Source organism: Azospirillum endophyticum (genome assembly GCF_016595245.1).
Taxonomy (GTDB): Bacteria; Pseudomonadota; Alphaproteobacteria; order Azospirillales; family Azospirillaceae; genus Azospirillum; species Azospirillum endophyticum.
Genome location: NZ_JAENHM010000028.1, coordinates 32,858 through 49,563, shown reverse-complemented (window position 1 = coordinate 49,563; position 16,706 = coordinate 32,858). Strand labels below are relative to the sequence as shown.

The window sequence follows — 16,706 nt, the reverse complement described above, 5'->3', positions numbered from 1 at the left end:
CCTTCAGCCCAGCCCCTTCTGCCCCATCTCCAGGAACTTCTCGCGGCGCTTGGCGCGCAGCGTGACGCCGTCCAGGCCGTCCATTTCGCCCAGCGACTGCTCGATGCAGTCGCCCAGCTTCCTGATCGTCTCGGCCGGGTCGCGATGGGCGCCGCCGATCGGCTCGCTCACCACATGGTCGATGACGCCCAGTTCCTTCAGGTCCTGGCTGATCAGGCGCAGCGCGATGGCCGCCTCGCCCGCCATGTCGGAACTGCGCCACAGGATCGAGGCGCAGCCTTCCGGCGAGATCACCGAATAGATGGCGTGTTCCAGCATCAGGACGCGGTCGGCGGTGGCGATGGCGATGGCGCCGCCCGACCCGCCTTCGCCGATGACCGAGGCGACCATCGGCACGTTCAGCCGCAGGCAGCGCTCGATGCTCTTGGCGATGGCCTCGGCCTGGCCGCGCTCCTCCGCCTGGACGCCGGGGAAGGCGCCGGCGGTGTCGACCAGCGAGACGACCGGCAGCTTGAAGCGGTCGGCCAGATCCATCAGGCGCTGGGCCTTGCGGTAGCCTTCCGGCTTCGCCATGCCGAAATTGTGGCGGACGCGGGTTTCGGTGTCGTTGCCCTTTTCCTGGCCGATCACCACCACCGACCGGCCGCGGAAGCGGCCCAGCCCGCCGATGACCGCGCGGTCCTCGGCGAAATGGCGGTCGCCGGCCAGCGGGGTGAAGTCCTCGATCAGGCCTTGCACATAGTCCAGGCAGTGCGGCCGATTGGGGTGGCGGGCCACCTGAACCTTCTGCGCGGGCGTGAGCTTGGCGTAGGTCTGCCGCAGGAGCTTGTCGACCTTGGCCTGCAGCTTGGCGACTTCGTCGGCGATGTTGATGTCGCCGGCGTTGGTCAGGTGCCGCAACTCCTCGATCTTGCCTTCAAGCTCGGCGATCGGCTTTTCGAATTCCAGGAAGGTCTGCATGCCGGACACGGGTGGTTGGCGAGGCGCACAAAAAAGCGCGCGCTTGGTAGCACGCCCGGCGCGCCTGCGCCACAGCGGAAAGATGCGGGACAGCCTGGGGAGGCTTCCGCGACGAACCCACAGGGTTTATCCTTATCGACCGGGAAATTCCAAGCCTAATCGTTGCCCTGGTTGTGCAAGGCGGTTTCACCCCATGTCGCTCTTCAAGGATCACTTCTCCGCCCAGGCCGGCGATTACCGCGCCTTCCGCCCGACCTATCCGGATGAATTGGCGGTGGTACTGGCCGATGCGGCGCCGGCCCGCCGGCTGGCCTGGGACGTCGGTTGCGGCAACGGCCAGTTCTCCGTGGCGCTGGCGGGATGCTTCGATGCGGTCCATGCCACCGACGCCAGTGCGGAGCAGATCGCCCAGGCCCAAGCGCATGGCCGTGTTCGCTATGCCGTCGCCCCGGCGGAGGCCGGCGGCCTTGCCGACGGCTGCTGCGACCTGATCGTCGCGGCGCAGGCGGCGCACTGGTTCGACCTGGAGCGCTTCTATGCCGAGGTGCGTCGGGTGGCGAAGCCGAGGGCGGCGGTGGCGCTGGTCTGCTACGGGTTGCAGCAACTGGACGACCCGATGCTCGACGCGGCGGTGGAGCGCTTCCACAACGGCACGCTGGGACCCTATTGGCCGGCGGACCGCTGGAAGGTGGTGAACGGCTACCGCGACCTGGAGTTTCCCTTTCCGGAGTTGCCGGCACCGCCGCTGGCGATGGAGGCGGTTTGGTCGCTGCCGCGGCTGCTCGGCTACATGAGCACCTGGTCGGGGGTGAAGGCGGCGACCAGGGCGCTGGCGCGCAACCCGCTGGAGGAGTTCGCCGAGGAGGTCGCGTCGCTGTGGGGTGATCATGAGACGGAGCGGCGGATCCGCTGGCCGCTAACCGTCCGGCTGGGGCGGGTGGGATAAAAGGGGGCAGGGAGCGCCCCTTACGCCCCCTCCGCCACCACGCGCTCGTAGGCCGGCAGGGTCAGGAAGTCGGTGAAGTCCTCGCTGGCGACCAGATCGCGGAACAGGGCCGCGGCGTCGGCGTAGCGGCCCTTGGCATAGGCGGCGGCGCCGACCCGGCTCTTCCAGGCCGCCAGCTCCTCGGCGATGACGCGGTCGACGAGGTCGAGGGTGACGACCCGCCCGTCGTCCAAAGCCGTGGCGGTGTGGACCCATTGCCAGAGTTGGGTGCGGCTGATCTCCGCGGTGGCGGCATCCTCCATCAGGTTGAACAGCGGGACGCAGCCCTGGCCGCGCAGCCATGCCTCGATGTAGCCGATGCCGACCGCCACGTTGTTGCGCAAGCCCGCCTCGGTCTTCGGCCCGGCGGGGACCGCCAGCAGGTCGGCGGCGGTGACGGTCACGTCGCTGCGCTTGCGGGCGATCTGGTTCGGCGTCGGCATGTAGGCGTCGAAGACTTCGCGCGCCACCGGCACCAGCCCGGGATGGGCGACCCAGGTGCCGTCATGGCCGTTGGAGGCCTCGCGCTCCTTATCGGCGCGCACGCGGGAGAAGGCGACCTCGTTGGCTTCCGGATCGCCCTTGACCGGGATGAAGGCGGCCATGCCGCCGATGGCCGGCGCACCGCGGCGGTGGCAGGTCCTTACCGCGAGCTGGCTGTAGGCCGACAGGAAGGGGGTGGCCATCGTCACCTCCGCCCGGTCGGGCATGACGGCGGCGGGGTCCTTGCGGAACTTCTTGATGAAGCTGAAGATATAGTCCCAGCGCCCGCAGTTCAGGCCGGCCGAATGCTCGCGCAGCTCATAGAGGATCTCGTCCATCTCGAAGGCGGCGAGGATGGTCTCGATCAGCACCGTCGCCTTGATCGAGCCGTGCGGCAGATGCAGGTACTCCTCGGCCACCAGGAAGACCTCGCGCCACAGCCGCGCTTCGAAATGGCTTTCCAGCTTGGGCAGGTAGAAGTAAGGACCGCTGCCGCGCGCCAGCAACTCTTGTGCGTTGTGGAAGACATGGAGGCCGAAGTCGAACAGCGCGCCCGACATCGGTTCGCCATCCATCAGCACATGGTTCTCATGCAGATGCCAGCCGCGGGGCCGGATTTTCAGCACCGCGATCTTGTCGTTCAGGCGATATTTCTTCCCGCTGGCCGGATCCTCGTGAGCGATGGTCCGGCGGACGGCGTCGCGGATGTTGATCTGCCCCTCGACCAGATTGGTCCAGGTCGGGCAGGTCGCATCCTCGTAATCGGCCATGAAGATTTTGGCGCCGCTGTTCAGCGCGTTGATGACCATCTTGCGGTCGACCGGCCCGGTGATCTCCACCCGGCGGTCGAGCAGGTCGACCGGCAGCGGGCTGACGGTCCAGTCGGCTTCCCGGATGGCGCGGGTTTCCGGCAGGAAATCGGGCCTGTGCCCCCGGTCGAGCAGTGCCTGCCGCTTGGTCCGCACGTCCAGCAGCCGCAGCCGTTCCGGGCCGAAGCGTCCCTCCAGCTCGGCCAGGAAGGCCATCGCCTCCGGCGTCAGGATCTCCTCGAAACCGGGCTCGATCGGACCGCGGATCTCGAGACCGGACATGATTGGGCCGGACATGCTGGTGGCCATCGTGCTGCTTCCCTTCCCGTATCGCATGAACCGCTCTGCGGCGGTTGAGGACCCGATATACCACGGGACACGCGCAGCCCGGGGACGGCCTATGGTCGCAGAGGAGAGGGCGGGATCAGCCCATGCTTCTTCAGCATGCCGCGCAGCTGATGGTAGCCGAGCCCCAGCGCCTCGGCGGTCTGGCGCTGGTTGAAGCGGTTCCGCTCCAGCGCCTCGCGCAGCCTGGCCGCTTCGAAGGCGCGGACCTGATCGACGATGCCACCGTCGAAGGTGGGGGACGCCGACGGTTCCGTGACGGGTGGCGGGGACCGCGCGGCTTCGGAACGCGCCTGCGGGGCGGCGGCCGGGCGCCAGGGCGACTCGAAGGGGTCGAGGATGATGTGGTCGAGCGGCTCGTCGGGGTCGGCGGCGGCGACCGAGCGCTCCACCGCGTTGCGCAGTTCGCGCACGTTGCCCGGCCAGTCATGGCCGCGCAGCCGGTCGAGGGCGGCGGGGGTGAAGCCGGGGAACAGCGGGCGCTGCAGCTCGCGCACCATGCCGAGCGCGAAATGCTCGGCCAGCGGCGGGATGTCGTCGGGGCGGGCGCGCAGCGGCGGCAGGGTCACCACGTCGAAGGCCAGCCGATCCAGCAGGTCGGCGCGGAAGCGCCCGGTGGCGGCCAGCGCCGGCAGGTCGGCGTTGGTGGCGCCGACCACCCGCACGTCGACGGTCGCGGTGCGGCCGCCGACCCGCTCGATCTCGCCATATTCGACGGCGCGCAGCAGCTTCTCCTGAACGGCGGGGGAGGCGGTGGCGATCTCGTCCAGGAACAGGGTGCCGCCGTCGGCCTGCTCGATCCGGCCGATCTGCCGGCGGGTGGCGCCGGTGAAGGCCCCCGCCTCGTGGCCGAACAGCTCCGAATCCAGCAGCGACTCAGGGAGAGCCGCGCAGTTCACCTTGACGAAGGGGCGGTCCCAGCGTTGCGACAGGTAATGCAGGCGGGCGGCGATCAGTTCCTTGCCGGTCCCGCGCTCGCCGATGACCAGCACCGGCCGCTCCAGCGGCGCCACCCGCGACACATGCGCCAGTGCCGCCAGGAAGGCCGGCGATTCGCCGAGCAAGGAGGGGGGCGTAACCGTCATCGCGTATTTTGCCATCTATTCGCCGATTTAGCGATGATATCGCCCAAAAGGCGATGCGGCAACCCGGGTCGCCTTTTGCGACGGACTGACCGAGTCCAGGCGCCGCAATGGTTTGAAGCCATCCGGCCGGTTTGGCACGGCGGTTGCGATACCGGCGTCATGGCAAGGAGGTCATCCATGAGCGACTTCAGCGATTTCCGCCGCCGTTATGGTGGTGACCGCTTCAACACCGCGCAAGGCCGCCCGCTGGCGCGCCGCGTGCGCAACTATCTCGCCACCCGGCCGGCGGAAAGCTGGCTGTTCTTCTTCGCCGGCATCGTCGCCGGCGCCATCCTCGGTTGATAGACGGGACATAGACCATGAGCATCTTTTCGCGCCTGACCGACATCGTGCAGTCGAACCTGAATTCCCTGCTCGACCGTGCCGAGGAGCCGGAGAAGCTGATCCGCCTGATCGTCCAGGAGATGGAGGACACGCTGGTCGAGGTGCGCTCCTCCACCGTCAAGATCATCGCGGAGAAGAAGGAGATCGAACGCCGCGTCGCCGACCTCCACCGCGAGCGCGACGAGTGGGACCGCAAGGCCGAGGTGGCGCTGACCCGCGACCGCGAGGATCTGGCCAAGGGCGCGCTGATGGCCAAGTCGAGGGTCGCCGAACAGGCCGACACGCTGACCGAACAGCTGGTTCAGGTCGAAGCCGCGCTGTCCAAGGCCAACGAGGACATCTCCCGCCTGCAGGCTAAGCTGACCGACGCCAAGACCCGCGAGAAGGCGCTGGTCGCCCGTACCCAGACCGCCGCCAACCGCGTGAAGGTGCGCGGCGCCCTGCATGACGAGCGGATCAACGAGGCCCTGTCGCGCTTCGAGCAGGTCGAACGCAACCTGGACGAGATGGAGGGCCGCGTCGAGGCCTATGACGTCGGCCGCGCCAAGAGCCTGACCGAGGAGATCGCCGAACTCGAGGCGACCCACAAGGTCGAGGAGGATTTGGCCGCGCTGAAGGCCCGTATCGCCGCCCGCCGCAACGGCTGACCGGCGATCGGCTTGGCGACCGGCCTGATGCCGGGGGTGGGGCGGTGACGCCCCGCCCCCTCCCCTTACGACAATAAGAAGGCCCGACGACCATGGGGTTCCTGGGTTTCGTCCTCGCGGTGCTGTTCATGGTGGTGGTGGCGCCGGTCTGGATCGTCTTCCACTACATCACCAAATGGCGCTCGGAGCGCGGGCTCACCGCGCAGGACGAACGGCTTCTGGCCGAGCTGTGGGAGATCTCCAACCGGCTGGAAGCCCGTGTCCATGCGCTGGAGCGCGTGCTCGACACCGAGGCGCCGAACTGGCGCAACAAACTGTGACGACAGGTAGGGGGGCCGGGTCCCGCGTCCCCCGGCGACGTCATCTCCGTGCAGGCGGAGGTGACGCAAGTCATTCAATTCTTGGGAGGAGTCATGGACCGCGCGTCCCCTTACGACTCGCCGAATCCGCATCGGCTCTACCGTGATCCGCAGCGCGGGGTGCTGGGTGGGGTGTGCACGGGCGTCGCCGATTACTTCGGCGTGCAGCCCGCCATCGTCCGGCTGGCGATGCTGTTCGCCCTGTTCTTCTTTTCGGTGCCGCTGGTGATCGCCTACGTCATCGCGCTGATGGTGCTGCCGGTGCGTCCGCCGCAGCTCTATCGCGATGCCGAGGAAGAGGCGTTCTGGCGGACGGTATCGACCAAGCCCGACCGGACGCTCGCCGGCCTGACCCAGCGCTTCCGCGACATGGAGAAGCGGATCGTCGGGATGGAGGCCCATGTCGCCTCGAAGGAGTTCGAGCTGAACCGCGCGATCCGCGACCTGGACCGCTGATCCGTCCGGCCGGTCCGTTCGAATCGCCTGTCGCATCGCCTGGGCCCCGTGCCGCGGAGCATCGCTATGAAGCGCTTCTTCCTGTCCCTGCTCCGCGTGCTGGCGGTGTCGGTGGTATGGCAGGCGATGCCCGCCGGTGCCGAACCTGCCGATGCCGAATTGGCCATCGGCTTTCAAAGGCTGTCGCTGCCCGCGACGGACCGGTACCGGGCGCTGGAGGTCGCGGTCTGGTATCCGGCGGAGGCGGTGGGGGAGACCACGCTGGTCGGCGACAATCGCGCCTTCGTCGGAACGGCGGTCCGGATCGGCGCTCCGCCGCAGGCGGGCAGGCACGGGCTAGTGGTGCTCTCGCACGGCTATGGCGGCAACTGGACCAACCAGCAATGGCTGGCCGCCGATCTGGCTGCCCAAGGCTATGTCGTCGCCGCTCCCAACCATCCCGGCTCGACCAGCCGGGACATGGCTCCGCCGGGCGCCGCCATGCTGTGGAAACGGCCCGGGGATGTCAGCCGGGTCATCGACTGGCTGAACGAGGAGCCCCGTTGGTCCAGGCTGGTCATCGCCGGACGCGCGGCGGTGATCGGCCATTCGCTCGGCGGATGGACCGCCATCGCCCTGGCGGGCGGACGATTCGAGCCCTGGCGTCTCGAGGCCGCCTGCAACACCCATCCATTGATGGCGGCTTGCGGAACGGGAATCGGCGGACTGGATGGTGATGGTTCGGCGGCGCAGGGCCCGACAACGCAGAATTGGGCGCCACGGACGCTGACGGACGAGCGGGTCGCAGCCGTCGTCACGCTCGATCTCGGTCTGGCGCAGGGCTTCGATCCAGCCAGCCTCGGTCCGGACGGTCCTGTCGGGAGCGACAAGGCGTTTTTGGTCGTCGGCGCCGGACCCGGCAATCCGAAGATGCCGGTCGATCTGGAATCACGCCATCTGGCCGCCCTGCTGCCCAGCAAGCGGACGCGCTATGTCGAGATCCCCGACGCCAGCCATTTCAGCTTCCTGAGCGTCTGCAAGGCCGACGCCATCCCGCTGCTGGAGGCCGAACAGCCGGGGGACGGGATGATCTGCCGCGATCGCACCGGCCATGATCGAGATGGCCGCGACCGAGGGGCCATCCATCGTCAGGTGTCGGACCTTGTCGTCGGCTTCCTCAAGTCAGCGATGCCGCCGCGGTGAGCCGGCGGTCACTGCGATGAGAAGCGGTCGAGCGGATCAGCGACGCTGGCGGCGCCGGTCGCGGACGCGGATCGGAATCGGTTTGGGGGTGGGCATCGTGGCGATCAGGCCGGCCAACGCCGCAGCCGTCGCCACCGCACCACCGAGCAGAACGAGATCCATCATAGGCCCTCCACCATCGAGATCCCCGCGTTCACCCACATGGTGAAGCAGATGGTTAGAACATGGTAGCGAAAAGAGAGACTGACAATATCTCCCCCCTCAGGGCAAGTCCTATCGCTTCAGGGCAAACCCTAGAACACACTGTGACGGCATGCCGTCCGGCACACCGGTATGGGACACCCGCCGCGTCCCCCGGGCCTTGATCCAAATCACGAGCCGGGCCGTTATTGGTCTAAGGAACAGGGGTCGGTTCTTTCCAGATGGGAAGGGACAAGCCCTTTGTCGAATCCCGGCCTTTGACGGAGCCCCGCCCGAATGTCCGACGCCAGTCCCGAGACCGGATTTCGCCCCCAGGCCCCCCGCAGGCGCCGGTCGCTCGTTCTCCGCGCCCTTCTGCTGAACGGGGCGTCGGCGGTCCTGACGGTGCTGCTGTTCGTCCTGCTGCTGTCGCTGGTGGCGCCGCCGATGGGCGTCAATGCGCCCGGCGCACGGATGGCGCTGTGGGCGCGGTTGGCGGTCTGGCCGGCGCTGGTGATGTTCGGCATGGTCTGCGGCGTGATGGCGATGCGCGGCCGCACCCAGGCCTTCAATCCGATCGAAGACCCCGAATCGCGGAGCCAGCGCGTCGCCCAGCGGGTTCTGGCCAACAGCGTGGAACAGTCCGCCATCTTTGTCCCGGCGCTGGCCGCCCTGGTCGCCACCCTGCCGCAGCCCTCGCTGGCCGCCGCGGTGGTGGCGACGGGGCTGTTCGTGCTCGGGCGGCTGCTGTTCTGGGCGGGATATCTGGTGCATCCCTTCGCGCGGGCGCCGGGCATGGCGATGACGCTGACCGTCAATCTGATCGTGCTGGGCTGGGCCGTTCTGCTGCAACTGGGCGGGATGCAGCCCGGCTGACGATCGTCTCCGCCGCCATCGTCTCCGCGGGCGGCGCACTGGCCGGTGCCGCGGTCTTCGCCAGATGTAGCCAGCGGTTATAGGCCTCCACGCTCACCGGCGCCCGGTGCCTCAGCCCGATGCGGAGGATCTGCGGCAGGGCCAGCAGCACCTTCAGGTCGGTCAGGCGCGGGCCGTGGCGCAGGTTCTTCCAGCTGTTGCCGGCCCAGGATCGTGCCAGCCGCCACGCCATCAGCGGGGACGGGCAGCGCGCCACCTCGCGGATCAGGTCGTTGCGGTGGTTGTAGAAGCGCTCCATCCCTGGCTTGCGGCCCTTCTCGCTCTTGTCGTGGTAGACCATGACGTCGGGCAATGCCACGACGCGGTAACCGGCGCCGACCAGCCGCAGGCAGCGGTCCTTCTCCTCGCCCTGGCGGTAGAGTTCCGGCATGTAGAGGCCGACCTGCTCGACGGCGCTGCGCCGCAGCAGATGGCCGCAGCCGACATACCAGGGGACATCGAAGGGGGCGGCACCCTTGGGGAAATAGACCAGCCCGTCGCGCGTCTCGATGTTGCAGGCGACGGCGGCGACCTCCGGGTTCCGCTCCAGATGGGCGACGCAGCGCGCCAGCCCGTCCGGCTCCTCGAACCAGCTGTCGTCGTCGACCGACAGGATGCAGTCGCCGGTAGTGTTCACGAAGCCGAAGTTGCGGGCCAGGATCAGCCCGCCATTGTGCGGCTGGCGGACGTAGCGGACGGTCGGGAACTCCGCCCGCATCATGGCGCCGGTGCCGTCGCTGGAGCCGTCGTCGATGACGATGATCTCCATCGGCGGGGTGGTTTGGTTCATCAGCCGGGTCAGCGCGATGCGCAGTTCCGGCCCGCGGTTGTAGGTGGCGATGACGGCGCTGACGGTCAGCGTCATGACGGCTTCCTTCCGGCGAAATTGGGCGGCGCCACCACCGGCTGCAACGGGTCGTCGTCCAGGATCCCCCAGGCGCGGAGCGCGCGGGTCAGCCCGATCCACAGCAGGATCGGCAGCAGCGAGAAGAAGCCGAACTTCACGATGGTGATGTTGCCGTCGCGGAACCACTGCAGGCACAGCGGCAGGAAGGCGCAGTAGAACAGAACGGCGTAGCGGTTGCGGAACCCGCTGGTCCAGAACCAGCGGTGCATGCGGCCGAGGATCAGCCCGACCACCACCATGGTGACGATCATGCCGATCCAGCCGGCGCTCATCCAGCCGTCGCCCGGCAGCGAGGTGGTCAAATTGTAGAAGACGCCGTAGTCGTTCAGATCCACCCATTTCACCGGGGCGCCGACCGGCTTGCCCGGCCACAGCAGGCGCGGGATCGGTTCGGTGAACAGCTGCAGATACTGGGTGAACCAGGTGTAGGTCGCCGACTGTTTCGGCACCACCCACAGGATGTAGGCGAGGAAGTCGAAGTTGGCGAGATCCTGACCGGCCAGCGCGTCGAGCGCCCGGCCGCTGCCGCTGCCGCCGTTGAACTTCAGCAGGACGGAGGCCGGGGCATCGCCGGCCAGCACGTCGCGGAAGGCGTCGCGGTTGTTGCCCAGCACGGTGAACAGCCCCATCACCGGGATGGCGGCCAGCACATGCCACATCCGGAACCACTTGGTGCGGCTGCGGTACAGCATCAGCAGCACCAGTCCGAGGATGCCCATGATGATCGCCCAGCGTCCCCAGCCCAGATAGGCGCGGTAGGCGACGAAACCGGCGAAGGGGATGAAGGACAGAGGGTGGAAGCGGCAGACCCAGATCAGCCCCAGCGTCAGCGGCAGGCCCATCGAATGGGCCTCCGCGATATAGCCGGTGGTGTTGGTGTAGATCGGTTGGCCGGTCAGCGGGTCGCGTTCCATCTGCACGTCGCCGGTGCCGTCGAAGCTGGCGCCGCCCTGGCGCTGGACCGCCGAATAGATGGCGAGCGGACCCAGCAGCACCGCGGTGGTCAGGAAGGCCACCACGTCGACGCGGTCGAAGGTGAAGACGGGCGCCGGCTCGCCGTTCGGGGTCCAGTCGGGCCGGACCAGCCCGGCCCAGATGCAGGCGGCGGAAAACGCGATCAGCCCCACCGAACTGACCACCAGCGTCATGACGAACTGCTTTTCATCCGGCCAGAAGCCCATGAACAGCCAGACATCGTCGAAATGCTGGGTGTGGACCAGGATCGGCCGCATGACGAAGACCAGGGTGTGGAAGATCAGGTACAGCGTCAGCGGATGGAACATCGACGCGCTGCCGGAGCTGAGGTACACCGCGGTCACCAGCACCAGCACCAGGACCTGCGCGATCAGCGCCATTTCGATCATCGGCAAACCATCCCCGGTTGTAGGCTCCGCCAGACCGTAAGAACGCTCCGCGGGCAAGCGGGTACGACCGGCCGGTCAGGCTAGGATGAAAAGCCAGCCTATACGTCCCGTCCCGGGTCGGCAGGGGTGCAGAGGGCGTGGCCCCTTCGCACCTGCACACCCCCTTCGCGCTTTTGCCGGTTGCTAGGGGCTGGGTCAGTCTCCCTCCTTCGGCGGCTTCGAGGCTGTGCTTCGGCGCTGTTTTTGGCCGGCCGCCATTTTGGAGGAGGTTCTCCCATGTTCCGTTCCCAACCTCGTCTTCGACGTGGAGCGGTCCAAATCCTGCCTCGGATTTTGTTGACCTGCGCGTTTCTGCTGACCGCGGCCGGTTGGGGGCCGGCCGTGGCGGCGGAAACGACCTTCTACGTGTCCCCCAGCGGCAACGACCGCTGGTCGGGCCGCCTGTCCCAGCCGTCGGCGGACGGGCGCGACGGTCCCTTCGCCACTCCGGCCCGTGCGCTGGCCGCCGCCAAGGGAAGCGGCCCGGCCACCGTGCGGCTGCATGGCGGCACTTATCGCCTGACGGCGCCGCTGGTGGTGGATGCTTCGTCGCCGGGGCTGCGGCTGACCGCGGTGGACGGCGAGCAGCCGGTGCTGTCGGGCGGCGAAGTGGTCGGTGGCGCCCAGATGGCCAACGGCGTGCTGTCGGCGCCGCTGGCCCGCGATCCTGCCCTGGACGTCTCGATCGGCGGCCCCGGTGAACGGGTGCGGCTGGCCGCCGCCCGCAGCGGCGATTTCATGCCGGGCGATCTGCGCAGCGGCTGGTTCCCAGCCAAGGCGGCGCAGTCCGATCCCAAAAGCCAGGAGAGCAAGCGGCAGATGCGGCTGGCGCCCGGCGTGCTGAAGGCCGGCTGGGCCGGGCCGGGGGTACGGGCGCAGGCGCTGGACCGCGAGCGGCTGTCCGACGATTTGCTGGGCGTGGTCTCCGCCGATCCGGGCGGGCTGCTGAGCTTCGACGGCGACGGGCAGTATCCGTATCGCGACGGCTCCACCGTGCGGCTGCTCGGCCATCCCGATTTCCTGACGCGGCCGGGCGAATTCGCCTGGGACGCCAAGGCCAAGCGTCTGCTGGTCAAGCCGCCCACCGGGTTGAACGGCGCGGGCGCGGAGCTGGTTGTGGCGCGGCAGCCGGTGCTGCTGCGGCTGGACAACGCCCGCGACGTGATCGTGGGCGGGTTGACCTTCACCGACGTGCCGTGGGACGGCAATGCGGTGGTGGTGAAGGGCGGCAGCGGTGCCCGCATCGCCGGCAACCGCTTCGCCCTGGTCGGTACCGCGGTGCTGCTGGACGGCGCCGGGCGCAGCGAGGTGTCGGGCAACCGGATGGAGCATCTCGGCCGCTCCGGCGTGGTGCTGGCGCCGGGCAGCACTGACAACCGCATCCTCGCCAACCGCATCGCCTACATCGGCGAGGTGCGTTTCTTCAGCGGCGGCGTGATGGGGGCCGGCATCCGCAACACGCTGATCGCCCACAACGACATCCGCCGGTCGGGGCGCTACGGCATCTCGATCAAGAACTGGAACCCGCAGACGGTGAACAGCGACAACACCGTCGAGTTCAACCGGATTCGCGACACCGCGCTCGAGACCGCCGACGCCGGCGCCATCGAGATGCTGGGCCGCAGCGGCAACGATACCCGCAGTTTCATCCGCTTCAACGACATCCGCGACACCGGCGGCCTCGCCACCGACGCCCAGGGGCGCTGGCTGGTCCGCTACAAGGGCTTCGGCATCTATCTGGACGACATGACCAGCGGCGTGACGGTACAGGGCAATTTGCTGGAGAACACCGGCATGGCGGCCATCTTCCTGCATGGCGGCGACAACAACCGGGTGGCGGACAACGTCACGGTGATGAATGACGGCAAGGACCGCTTCCTGCGGCTGGAATGGGTGCCCAGCGCCGGCCCGGCCGGTCGGATGCACGGCAATGTCGCCGACGGCAACGTGGTGGCCGGCCCGTCGCCGAAAGAGCAGCTCGTCAACAGCCTGTCCGGCGGCGAGTACCGCATCGACAACACCCAGCTGGAAAACGCGGCGCCCACGGCGGAAACGGCCAGTGTCGCCAGCGCCGCCCGGGCCGCGGCCCCACCGGCGGCCAACGCTCCGACCGGAGGGCGCCTGCTGGATCGCTTGGTGGCGATGAAGCGGCTGCCGCTGGACCGCGTCGGGCCGGAGGGGATGCGGCAATAAAAAACCCTCTCCCGCCCCGGGAGAGGGGAGGGACCCAAGCGAAGCTTGGGAGGGGTGAGGGGTAGGGCAAGGATCAGAAATCCATGTCTACCTTGCCCCTCACCCTCCCGCCTTCGGCGGGCCCCTCCCTCTCCCGGGGCGGGAGAGGGGATTTTCAGCACTTCATCCTCACACGGTGACCGGACGGGCCAGCGCCGGGGGGATGTCGGTCGGTTCCATCAGCGGGACGGCGACCGTCGGCGTCTTCCAGGTCAGGCTGTCGAAGGCGCCGCAATGGCCGCACAGCCCGCCCCAGTTGTGGCTGACCGCCCCGCAGGAGCCGCAGGTCCACACCGGATCCTCCGGCGCGTCGGCAGCCTTGGCCAGCCAGTCCTTGGCAGCCTCGTCGTCGTGCCGCTCGCTACGGTCCAGCTCGGCCATCAGGCGATAGGCGCGGCGGGTCGGACCGATCTCCATGGCGCGGTTCAGATGCTGGCGCGCCTCGCCCCACAGCTGGGCCTCGATGGCGGCCTGGGCGACGGCGACGTGCGATTCGGCCGAGTCGGGGGCCAGACGCACCAGCTTCTGGAACAGCCGGACGCGGGTGAGCGGGTCGTAGCTGGAAACGATGGTCCGGTAGATGTCGGCCAGCTCCGGATGCGGCGCATGGCGCCACGCCCGCTCCACCACCTTGGCGGCGGGCTTCAGCCGGTCGGCGGCGACCTGCAGGCGGGCCAGCCGCACGGCGGCGGGGGCGAAGCCGGGCATCATGTCGTGCGCCGCCTGGGCGTGCGACAGGGCGGTGTCGGCGCGGCCGCGGCGTTCGGCCTCGAAGCTGCGCTCCAGCAGCAGGACGGCGCGGTGGCGGCGGCCCTCCTCGGTCGGGATGGCCCCGGCCTGGATCGCCTGCTGCAGCGTGCCTTCGGCGGCAGCCCAGTCGCCGGCCTGCGCCTCAAGGTCATAGAGCGTTCCGAGCAGCCAGGGCGTGTTGGGCTGCAGCCCGCGCGCCTTGCGGGCGAGGTTCAGCGCCTCCACCCGGTCGCCCGACTTGATCGCCTGGGTCAGCAGCCCGCGCATGCCGAGGAAGGCCGTTTCCGGCCGCTCCAGCATCGCCTCGAAATACTGCCGGGCGGCGCGCTCGTCGCCCTGCAGCTGGGCGGCCTGGGCCGACAGCAGCATGGTCAGCGGCGGCTCGTTCAGCAGCCCGTCGGCCTTGCGCGCCATCTTGCGCGCGGTCGGGGCGTCGCCGGCGGCGATGGCGACCATGCCCTGGGTCAGGGCGCGGTAGCCGCGCTCGCGGCGGCGGGCCCGGCTGTGGCGGCGGATGCGCTGCGGCGTGCGGATCAGGCCGCGGAGCAGTCGGTAGCCCAGCGCCGCGATGCCCAGCACCACCAGCGTGACCAGCAGGGCGACCCAGAAGGGCGCCTCGACGGCATAGCCCAGCCAGTGGACGCTGACGGTGCCGGGACGGTCGGCGAGCCAGATCGCGGCGGCGATGACCACCGCGACCTTCAGAAGGAACCAGAGGGCGCGGATCATTGGGCCGTCCCCTTTCCGCCGGCGGCGGTCGTCATCAGGGCGATGGCGCGGTCGTTCAACTGGCGCGCGGCCTGATCGGCGGCCAGACGCGCCTTGGCGTCGGCCAGCCAGGGGGCAGCGGTCTGTGCGGCCGGACCTTGCAGCGCCGACAGCTCTTCCACCGCCTTGGCGAGGTTGCCGGCGTCGAGCGCGGCCTCGGCACGGGCGACGACGGCGTCGGCGGTGGTGCCGACCACCCCGCCGCCCTCACGGCGCACGGTGACCAGGGTCGACAGCTTGCCGACCGCCGAGTCGATCCAGCTGTTGCCCTCGCCGCGGATCTCGGCGCGGACGATCTCGCCGGCCAGCGGCTGGAAGCGGTCGGTCAGCTGAGCGCGGGTCGGGATGCCCTTGGCGGCGTAGGACGCCACGGCGTCGAGCGGCTGGGTCACGCCGGCATCGGCGATGTTGAGCGCGCGGACCGCCTGGAGATCCTGCTGGAACGGCTGCCCGCCCGACAGGGAGGCGCGCAGCTGTCCGGCAGCGAGCACCAGCGCCTGGGCGGCGGTGGCGGCGTCCTGGCGTTCGTTGACGGCCTGGTTGACGCTGGTGACCTGCTGCTTCAGCGAATCGACCTCGCCCTTCAGTTGCTGCGCCGCCTGGGCGTTGCCGGCGGCGGCGGTGACCTTCTGCTCCAGCGCGGCGAGGCGGTCGGCCAGCGCCTTCTGGGCGTCGGCCACCCCGGTGTCGGGGGTGGCCGCCGGGCGCTTCTCGAGCGCATCGATCCGCTGGGTCAGCGCGGAGAGGTCGACGGTGGCGGTGCCGTCGCCAGCTCCATTGGTGGCTCCACCGGCGGCCGGACGCTGCTCCAGCTTGCCGACGCGGTCGACGAGCTGCTGGATCTGGGCGCGGAGCGCCGGGTCGGCCGGTGCGGCGGCGGAAGAGGCGGCGGGAGCGGCCGGCGCCGGCCAGCCGGGCAAGGCGGGACCCCACCAGGGTGCCGACAGGGCGGCGGCGCCCACCAGCAATGCGACCACCGACAGCGCGGTGGCGAAGCCGCTGCCGGAGCGCGGCTCGTCGATGTAGGACGGCGCAGGGGTGATGGTAGGGGCGATGGTGGGACGCGACGGCTCGGCATCGGCGCTGCGGCCATAGCCCGCGCTGCCGGTGGTGCCGGACGGCGTCCAGGAACCGGTGGAGGTCTTGGGCCCGTCGGACTTCGCGGTGCCGGACTTCACGGCGTCGGATTTGATGCCGTCCGGCTTGGACTCGCTCTTGATCTCTGCGGCCTTCGGCGCGTCGCTCTTCGGCGTATCGGCGAGGCTGTCCGTGGTGCCGAGCGGCATGGCCGGCGGGATCAGGGCGTCGGACGACTGCAATTCGGTCGCGGCACCGGAGGTCAGTCCGGCGGTCGGCAGGTCGGCGCCGGGAATGGTGTCGGCCGGGGAGGCGGTCGGCACCGGATCGGCCACCGGGGGCACGTCGATGGTGGTTGCGGCCGGGATGATGACGGCGGAGTCCGTCGGCCGATCCTCGCTGGGGGTGGCTGCGTCCAGATCGGCGTCGTCGAGCTTGATGCGGTGCTTGGCGGCGGCGGCGCGCAGGTCGGCATGGCGGGCCAGCGGGATCGCGCCGCGCTTCTTCCAGCCCTGGACCGTCGTGACCGGGGTGTCCAGCTTGTGGGCCATCGGGCGGATACCGCCGAAACGTTCGACGATGCGGTCGACCGCCGCATTGCCGGTGCTGGCGCCGTCGCCGTCACGGTCGGTGCCGGGGCGTTCGGAGCCTGGACGAGAGGTCATGGGCTGTACCTTCGGTTCGCTGTTGTTCGTCTTAACGTCACAGCCCCCTGACCGGTCCCCCTCGTCCCCCGTACGGCTAAACCGACCACCCGGAAGCACCGGGGGTGTAAGCCG

At 69.3% G+C, this 16,706-nt stretch carries 16 protein-coding genes; 8 read left to right on the top strand and 8 right to left on the bottom strand.

The annotated features are described in order from the left end of the window. Positions 1–3 precede the first annotated feature (3 nt). Complete coding sequence (locus JHL17_RS09040) at positions 4–960, bottom strand: acetyl-CoA carboxylase carboxyltransferase subunit alpha (protein ID WP_200192259.1); 957 nt, start codon at positions 958–960, stop codon at positions 4–6. A 193-nt stretch (positions 961–1,153) separates the two neighbouring features. On the opposite strand from JHL17_RS09040, the gene JHL17_RS09035 reads away from it, so the two are divergent. Beyond that, a complete protein-coding gene (locus tag JHL17_RS09035) occupies positions 1,154–1,906 on the top strand; it encodes a class I SAM-dependent methyltransferase (protein WP_200192257.1) in 753 nt (250 codons plus the stop codon). A gap of 20 nt (positions 1,907–1,926) precedes the next feature. On the opposite strand, the gene aceB is transcribed toward JHL17_RS09035, so the two are convergent. Both aceB and pspF read right to left on the bottom strand, forming a co-directional pair. Then, positions 1,927–3,546, bottom strand: coding sequence for a malate synthase A (aceB, locus tag JHL17_RS09030; RefSeq protein WP_200192255.1), 1,620 nt, complete (start codon positions 3,544–3,546; stop codon positions 1,927–1,929). Between the two features lie 89 nt (positions 3,547–3,635). Next, a complete protein-coding gene (gene pspF / locus JHL17_RS09025; protein WP_200192253.1) occupies positions 3,636–4,667 on the bottom strand; it encodes a phage shock protein operon transcriptional activator in 1,032 nt (343 codons plus the stop codon). 177 nt (positions 4,668–4,844) lie between these two features. Here pspF and JHL17_RS09020 point away from each other — a divergent pair, with 177 nt between their 5' ends. From JHL17_RS09020 to JHL17_RS09000, 5 genes are all read left to right on the top strand, one after another. Next, positions 4,845–5,009, top strand: a complete 165-nt coding sequence (locus tag JHL17_RS09020) for a hypothetical protein (protein WP_167393311.1) — start codon at positions 4,845–4,847, stop codon at positions 5,007–5,009. Positions 5,010–5,026: 17 nt separating this feature from the next. After that, positions 5,027–5,698: a phage shock protein PspA gene (pspA, locus tag JHL17_RS09015; RefSeq protein ID WP_200192250.1), complete on the top strand. Its 672-nt coding sequence runs from the start codon at positions 5,027–5,029 to the stop codon at positions 5,696–5,698. A gap of 92 nt (positions 5,699–5,790) precedes the next feature. Further along, positions 5,791–6,018, top strand: a complete 228-nt coding sequence (pspB, locus tag JHL17_RS09010; protein ID WP_200192248.1) for an envelope stress response membrane protein PspB — start codon at positions 5,791–5,793, stop codon at positions 6,016–6,018. A gap of 93 nt (positions 6,019–6,111) precedes the next feature. Next, on the top strand, positions 6,112–6,513 hold the full coding sequence (pspC, locus tag JHL17_RS09005; RefSeq protein WP_200192246.1) for an envelope stress response membrane protein PspC: 402 nt from the start codon (positions 6,112–6,114) through the stop codon (positions 6,511–6,513). A 66-nt stretch (positions 6,514–6,579) separates the two neighbouring features. After that, positions 6,580–7,695: an alpha/beta hydrolase family protein gene (locus JHL17_RS09000; RefSeq protein ID WP_200192244.1), complete on the top strand. Its 1,116-nt coding sequence runs from the start codon at positions 6,580–6,582 to the stop codon at positions 7,693–7,695. 36 nt (positions 7,696–7,731) lie between these two features. On the opposite strand, the gene JHL17_RS37600 is transcribed toward JHL17_RS09000, so the two are convergent. After that, positions 7,732–7,860: a hypothetical protein gene (locus JHL17_RS37600; RefSeq protein ID WP_256379242.1), complete on the bottom strand. Its 129-nt coding sequence runs from the start codon at positions 7,858–7,860 to the stop codon at positions 7,732–7,734. Positions 7,861–8,172: 312 nt separating this feature from the next. On the opposite strand from JHL17_RS37600, the gene JHL17_RS08995 reads away from it, so the two are divergent. After that, complete coding sequence (locus JHL17_RS08995) at positions 8,173–8,751, top strand: MAPEG family protein (RefSeq protein WP_200192242.1); 579 nt, start codon at positions 8,173–8,175, stop codon at positions 8,749–8,751. Here the strand turns inward: JHL17_RS08995 and JHL17_RS08990 are convergent. Together JHL17_RS08990 and JHL17_RS08985 are read right to left on the bottom strand one after the other, a co-directional pair. Next, a complete protein-coding gene (locus tag JHL17_RS08990; RefSeq protein WP_200192240.1) occupies positions 8,690–9,655 on the bottom strand; it encodes a glycosyltransferase family 2 protein in 966 nt (321 codons plus the stop codon). The genes JHL17_RS08995 and JHL17_RS08990 overlap by 62 nt on opposite strands. Continuing rightward, the gene (locus JHL17_RS08985; protein ID WP_200192238.1) at positions 9,652–11,061 is read right to left on the bottom strand and encodes an O-antigen polymerase; all 1,410 of its coding nucleotides are present in this window, start codon (positions 11,059–11,061) and stop codon (positions 9,652–9,654) included. Before JHL17_RS08985 ends, JHL17_RS08990 begins: the two co-directional genes overlap by 4 nt. Positions 11,062–11,397: 336 nt before the next feature. On the opposite strand from JHL17_RS08985, the gene JHL17_RS08980 reads away from it, so the two are divergent. After that, positions 11,398–13,293, top strand: coding sequence for a right-handed parallel beta-helix repeat-containing protein (locus tag JHL17_RS08980; RefSeq protein WP_247893416.1), 1,896 nt, complete (start codon positions 11,398–11,400; stop codon positions 13,291–13,293). Between the two features lie 168 nt (positions 13,294–13,461). On the opposite strand, the gene JHL17_RS08975 is transcribed toward JHL17_RS08980, so the two are convergent. Together JHL17_RS08975 and JHL17_RS08970 are read right to left on the bottom strand one after the other, a co-directional pair. Continuing rightward, a complete protein-coding gene (locus tag JHL17_RS08975) occupies positions 13,462–14,811 on the bottom strand; it encodes a heme biosynthesis protein HemY (RefSeq protein WP_200192234.1) in 1,350 nt (449 codons plus the stop codon). Beyond that, positions 14,808–16,592, bottom strand: a complete 1,785-nt coding sequence (locus tag JHL17_RS08970) for a mitofilin family membrane protein (RefSeq protein WP_200192232.1) — start codon at positions 16,590–16,592, stop codon at positions 14,808–14,810. Before JHL17_RS08970 ends, JHL17_RS08975 begins: the two co-directional genes overlap by 4 nt. Positions 16,593–16,706 lie beyond the last annotated feature (114 nt).

Bases quoted from the DNA above. Each gene is read 5' to 3' on its own strand.
- JHL17_RS08995 (WP_200192242.1), top strand. From the start codon at position 8,173: ATGTCCGACGCCAGTCCCGAGACCGGATTTCGCCCCCAGGCCCCCCGC.
- pspC (WP_200192246.1), top strand. From the start codon at position 6,112: ATGGACCGCGCGTCCCCTTACGACTCGCCGAATCCGCATCGGCTCTAC.
- JHL17_RS09000 (WP_200192244.1), top strand. From the start codon at position 6,580: ATGAAGCGCTTCTTCCTGTCCCTGCTCCGCGTGCTGGCGGTGTCGGTG.
- JHL17_RS08985 (WP_200192238.1), bottom strand. From the start codon at position 11,061: ATGATCGAAATGGCGCTGATCGCGCAGGTCCTGGTGCTGGTGCTGGTG.
- JHL17_RS37600 (WP_256379242.1), bottom strand. From the start codon at position 7,860: ATGATGGATCTCGTTCTGCTCGGTGGTGCGGTGGCGACGGCTGCGGCG.
- JHL17_RS08970 (WP_200192232.1), bottom strand. From the start codon at position 16,592: ATGACCTCTCGTCCAGGCTCCGAACGCCCCGGCACCGACCGTGACGGC.
- JHL17_RS09040 (WP_200192259.1), bottom strand. From the start codon at position 960: ATGCAGACCTTCCTGGAATTCGAAAAGCCGATCGCCGAGCTTGAAGGC.
- aceB (WP_200192255.1), bottom strand. From the start codon at position 3,546: ATGGCCACCAGCATGTCCGGCCCAATCATGTCCGGTCTCGAGATCCGC.
- pspF (WP_200192253.1), bottom strand. From the start codon at position 4,667: ATGACGGTTACGCCCCCCTCCTTGCTCGGCGAATCGCCGGCCTTCCTG.
- pspA (WP_200192250.1), top strand. From the start codon at position 5,027: ATGAGCATCTTTTCGCGCCTGACCGACATCGTGCAGTCGAACCTGAAT.
- pspB (WP_200192248.1), top strand. From the start codon at position 5,791: ATGGGGTTCCTGGGTTTCGTCCTCGCGGTGCTGTTCATGGTGGTGGTG.
- JHL17_RS08975 (WP_200192234.1), bottom strand. From the start codon at position 14,811: ATGATCCGCGCCCTCTGGTTCCTTCTGAAGGTCGCGGTGGTCATCGCC.
- JHL17_RS08990 (WP_200192240.1), bottom strand. From the start codon at position 9,655: ATGACGCTGACCGTCAGCGCCGTCATCGCCACCTACAACCGCGGGCCG.
- JHL17_RS09035 (WP_200192257.1), top strand. From the start codon at position 1,154: ATGTCGCTCTTCAAGGATCACTTCTCCGCCCAGGCCGGCGATTACCGC.
- JHL17_RS09020 (WP_167393311.1), top strand. From the start codon at position 4,845: ATGAGCGACTTCAGCGATTTCCGCCGCCGTTATGGTGGTGACCGCTTC.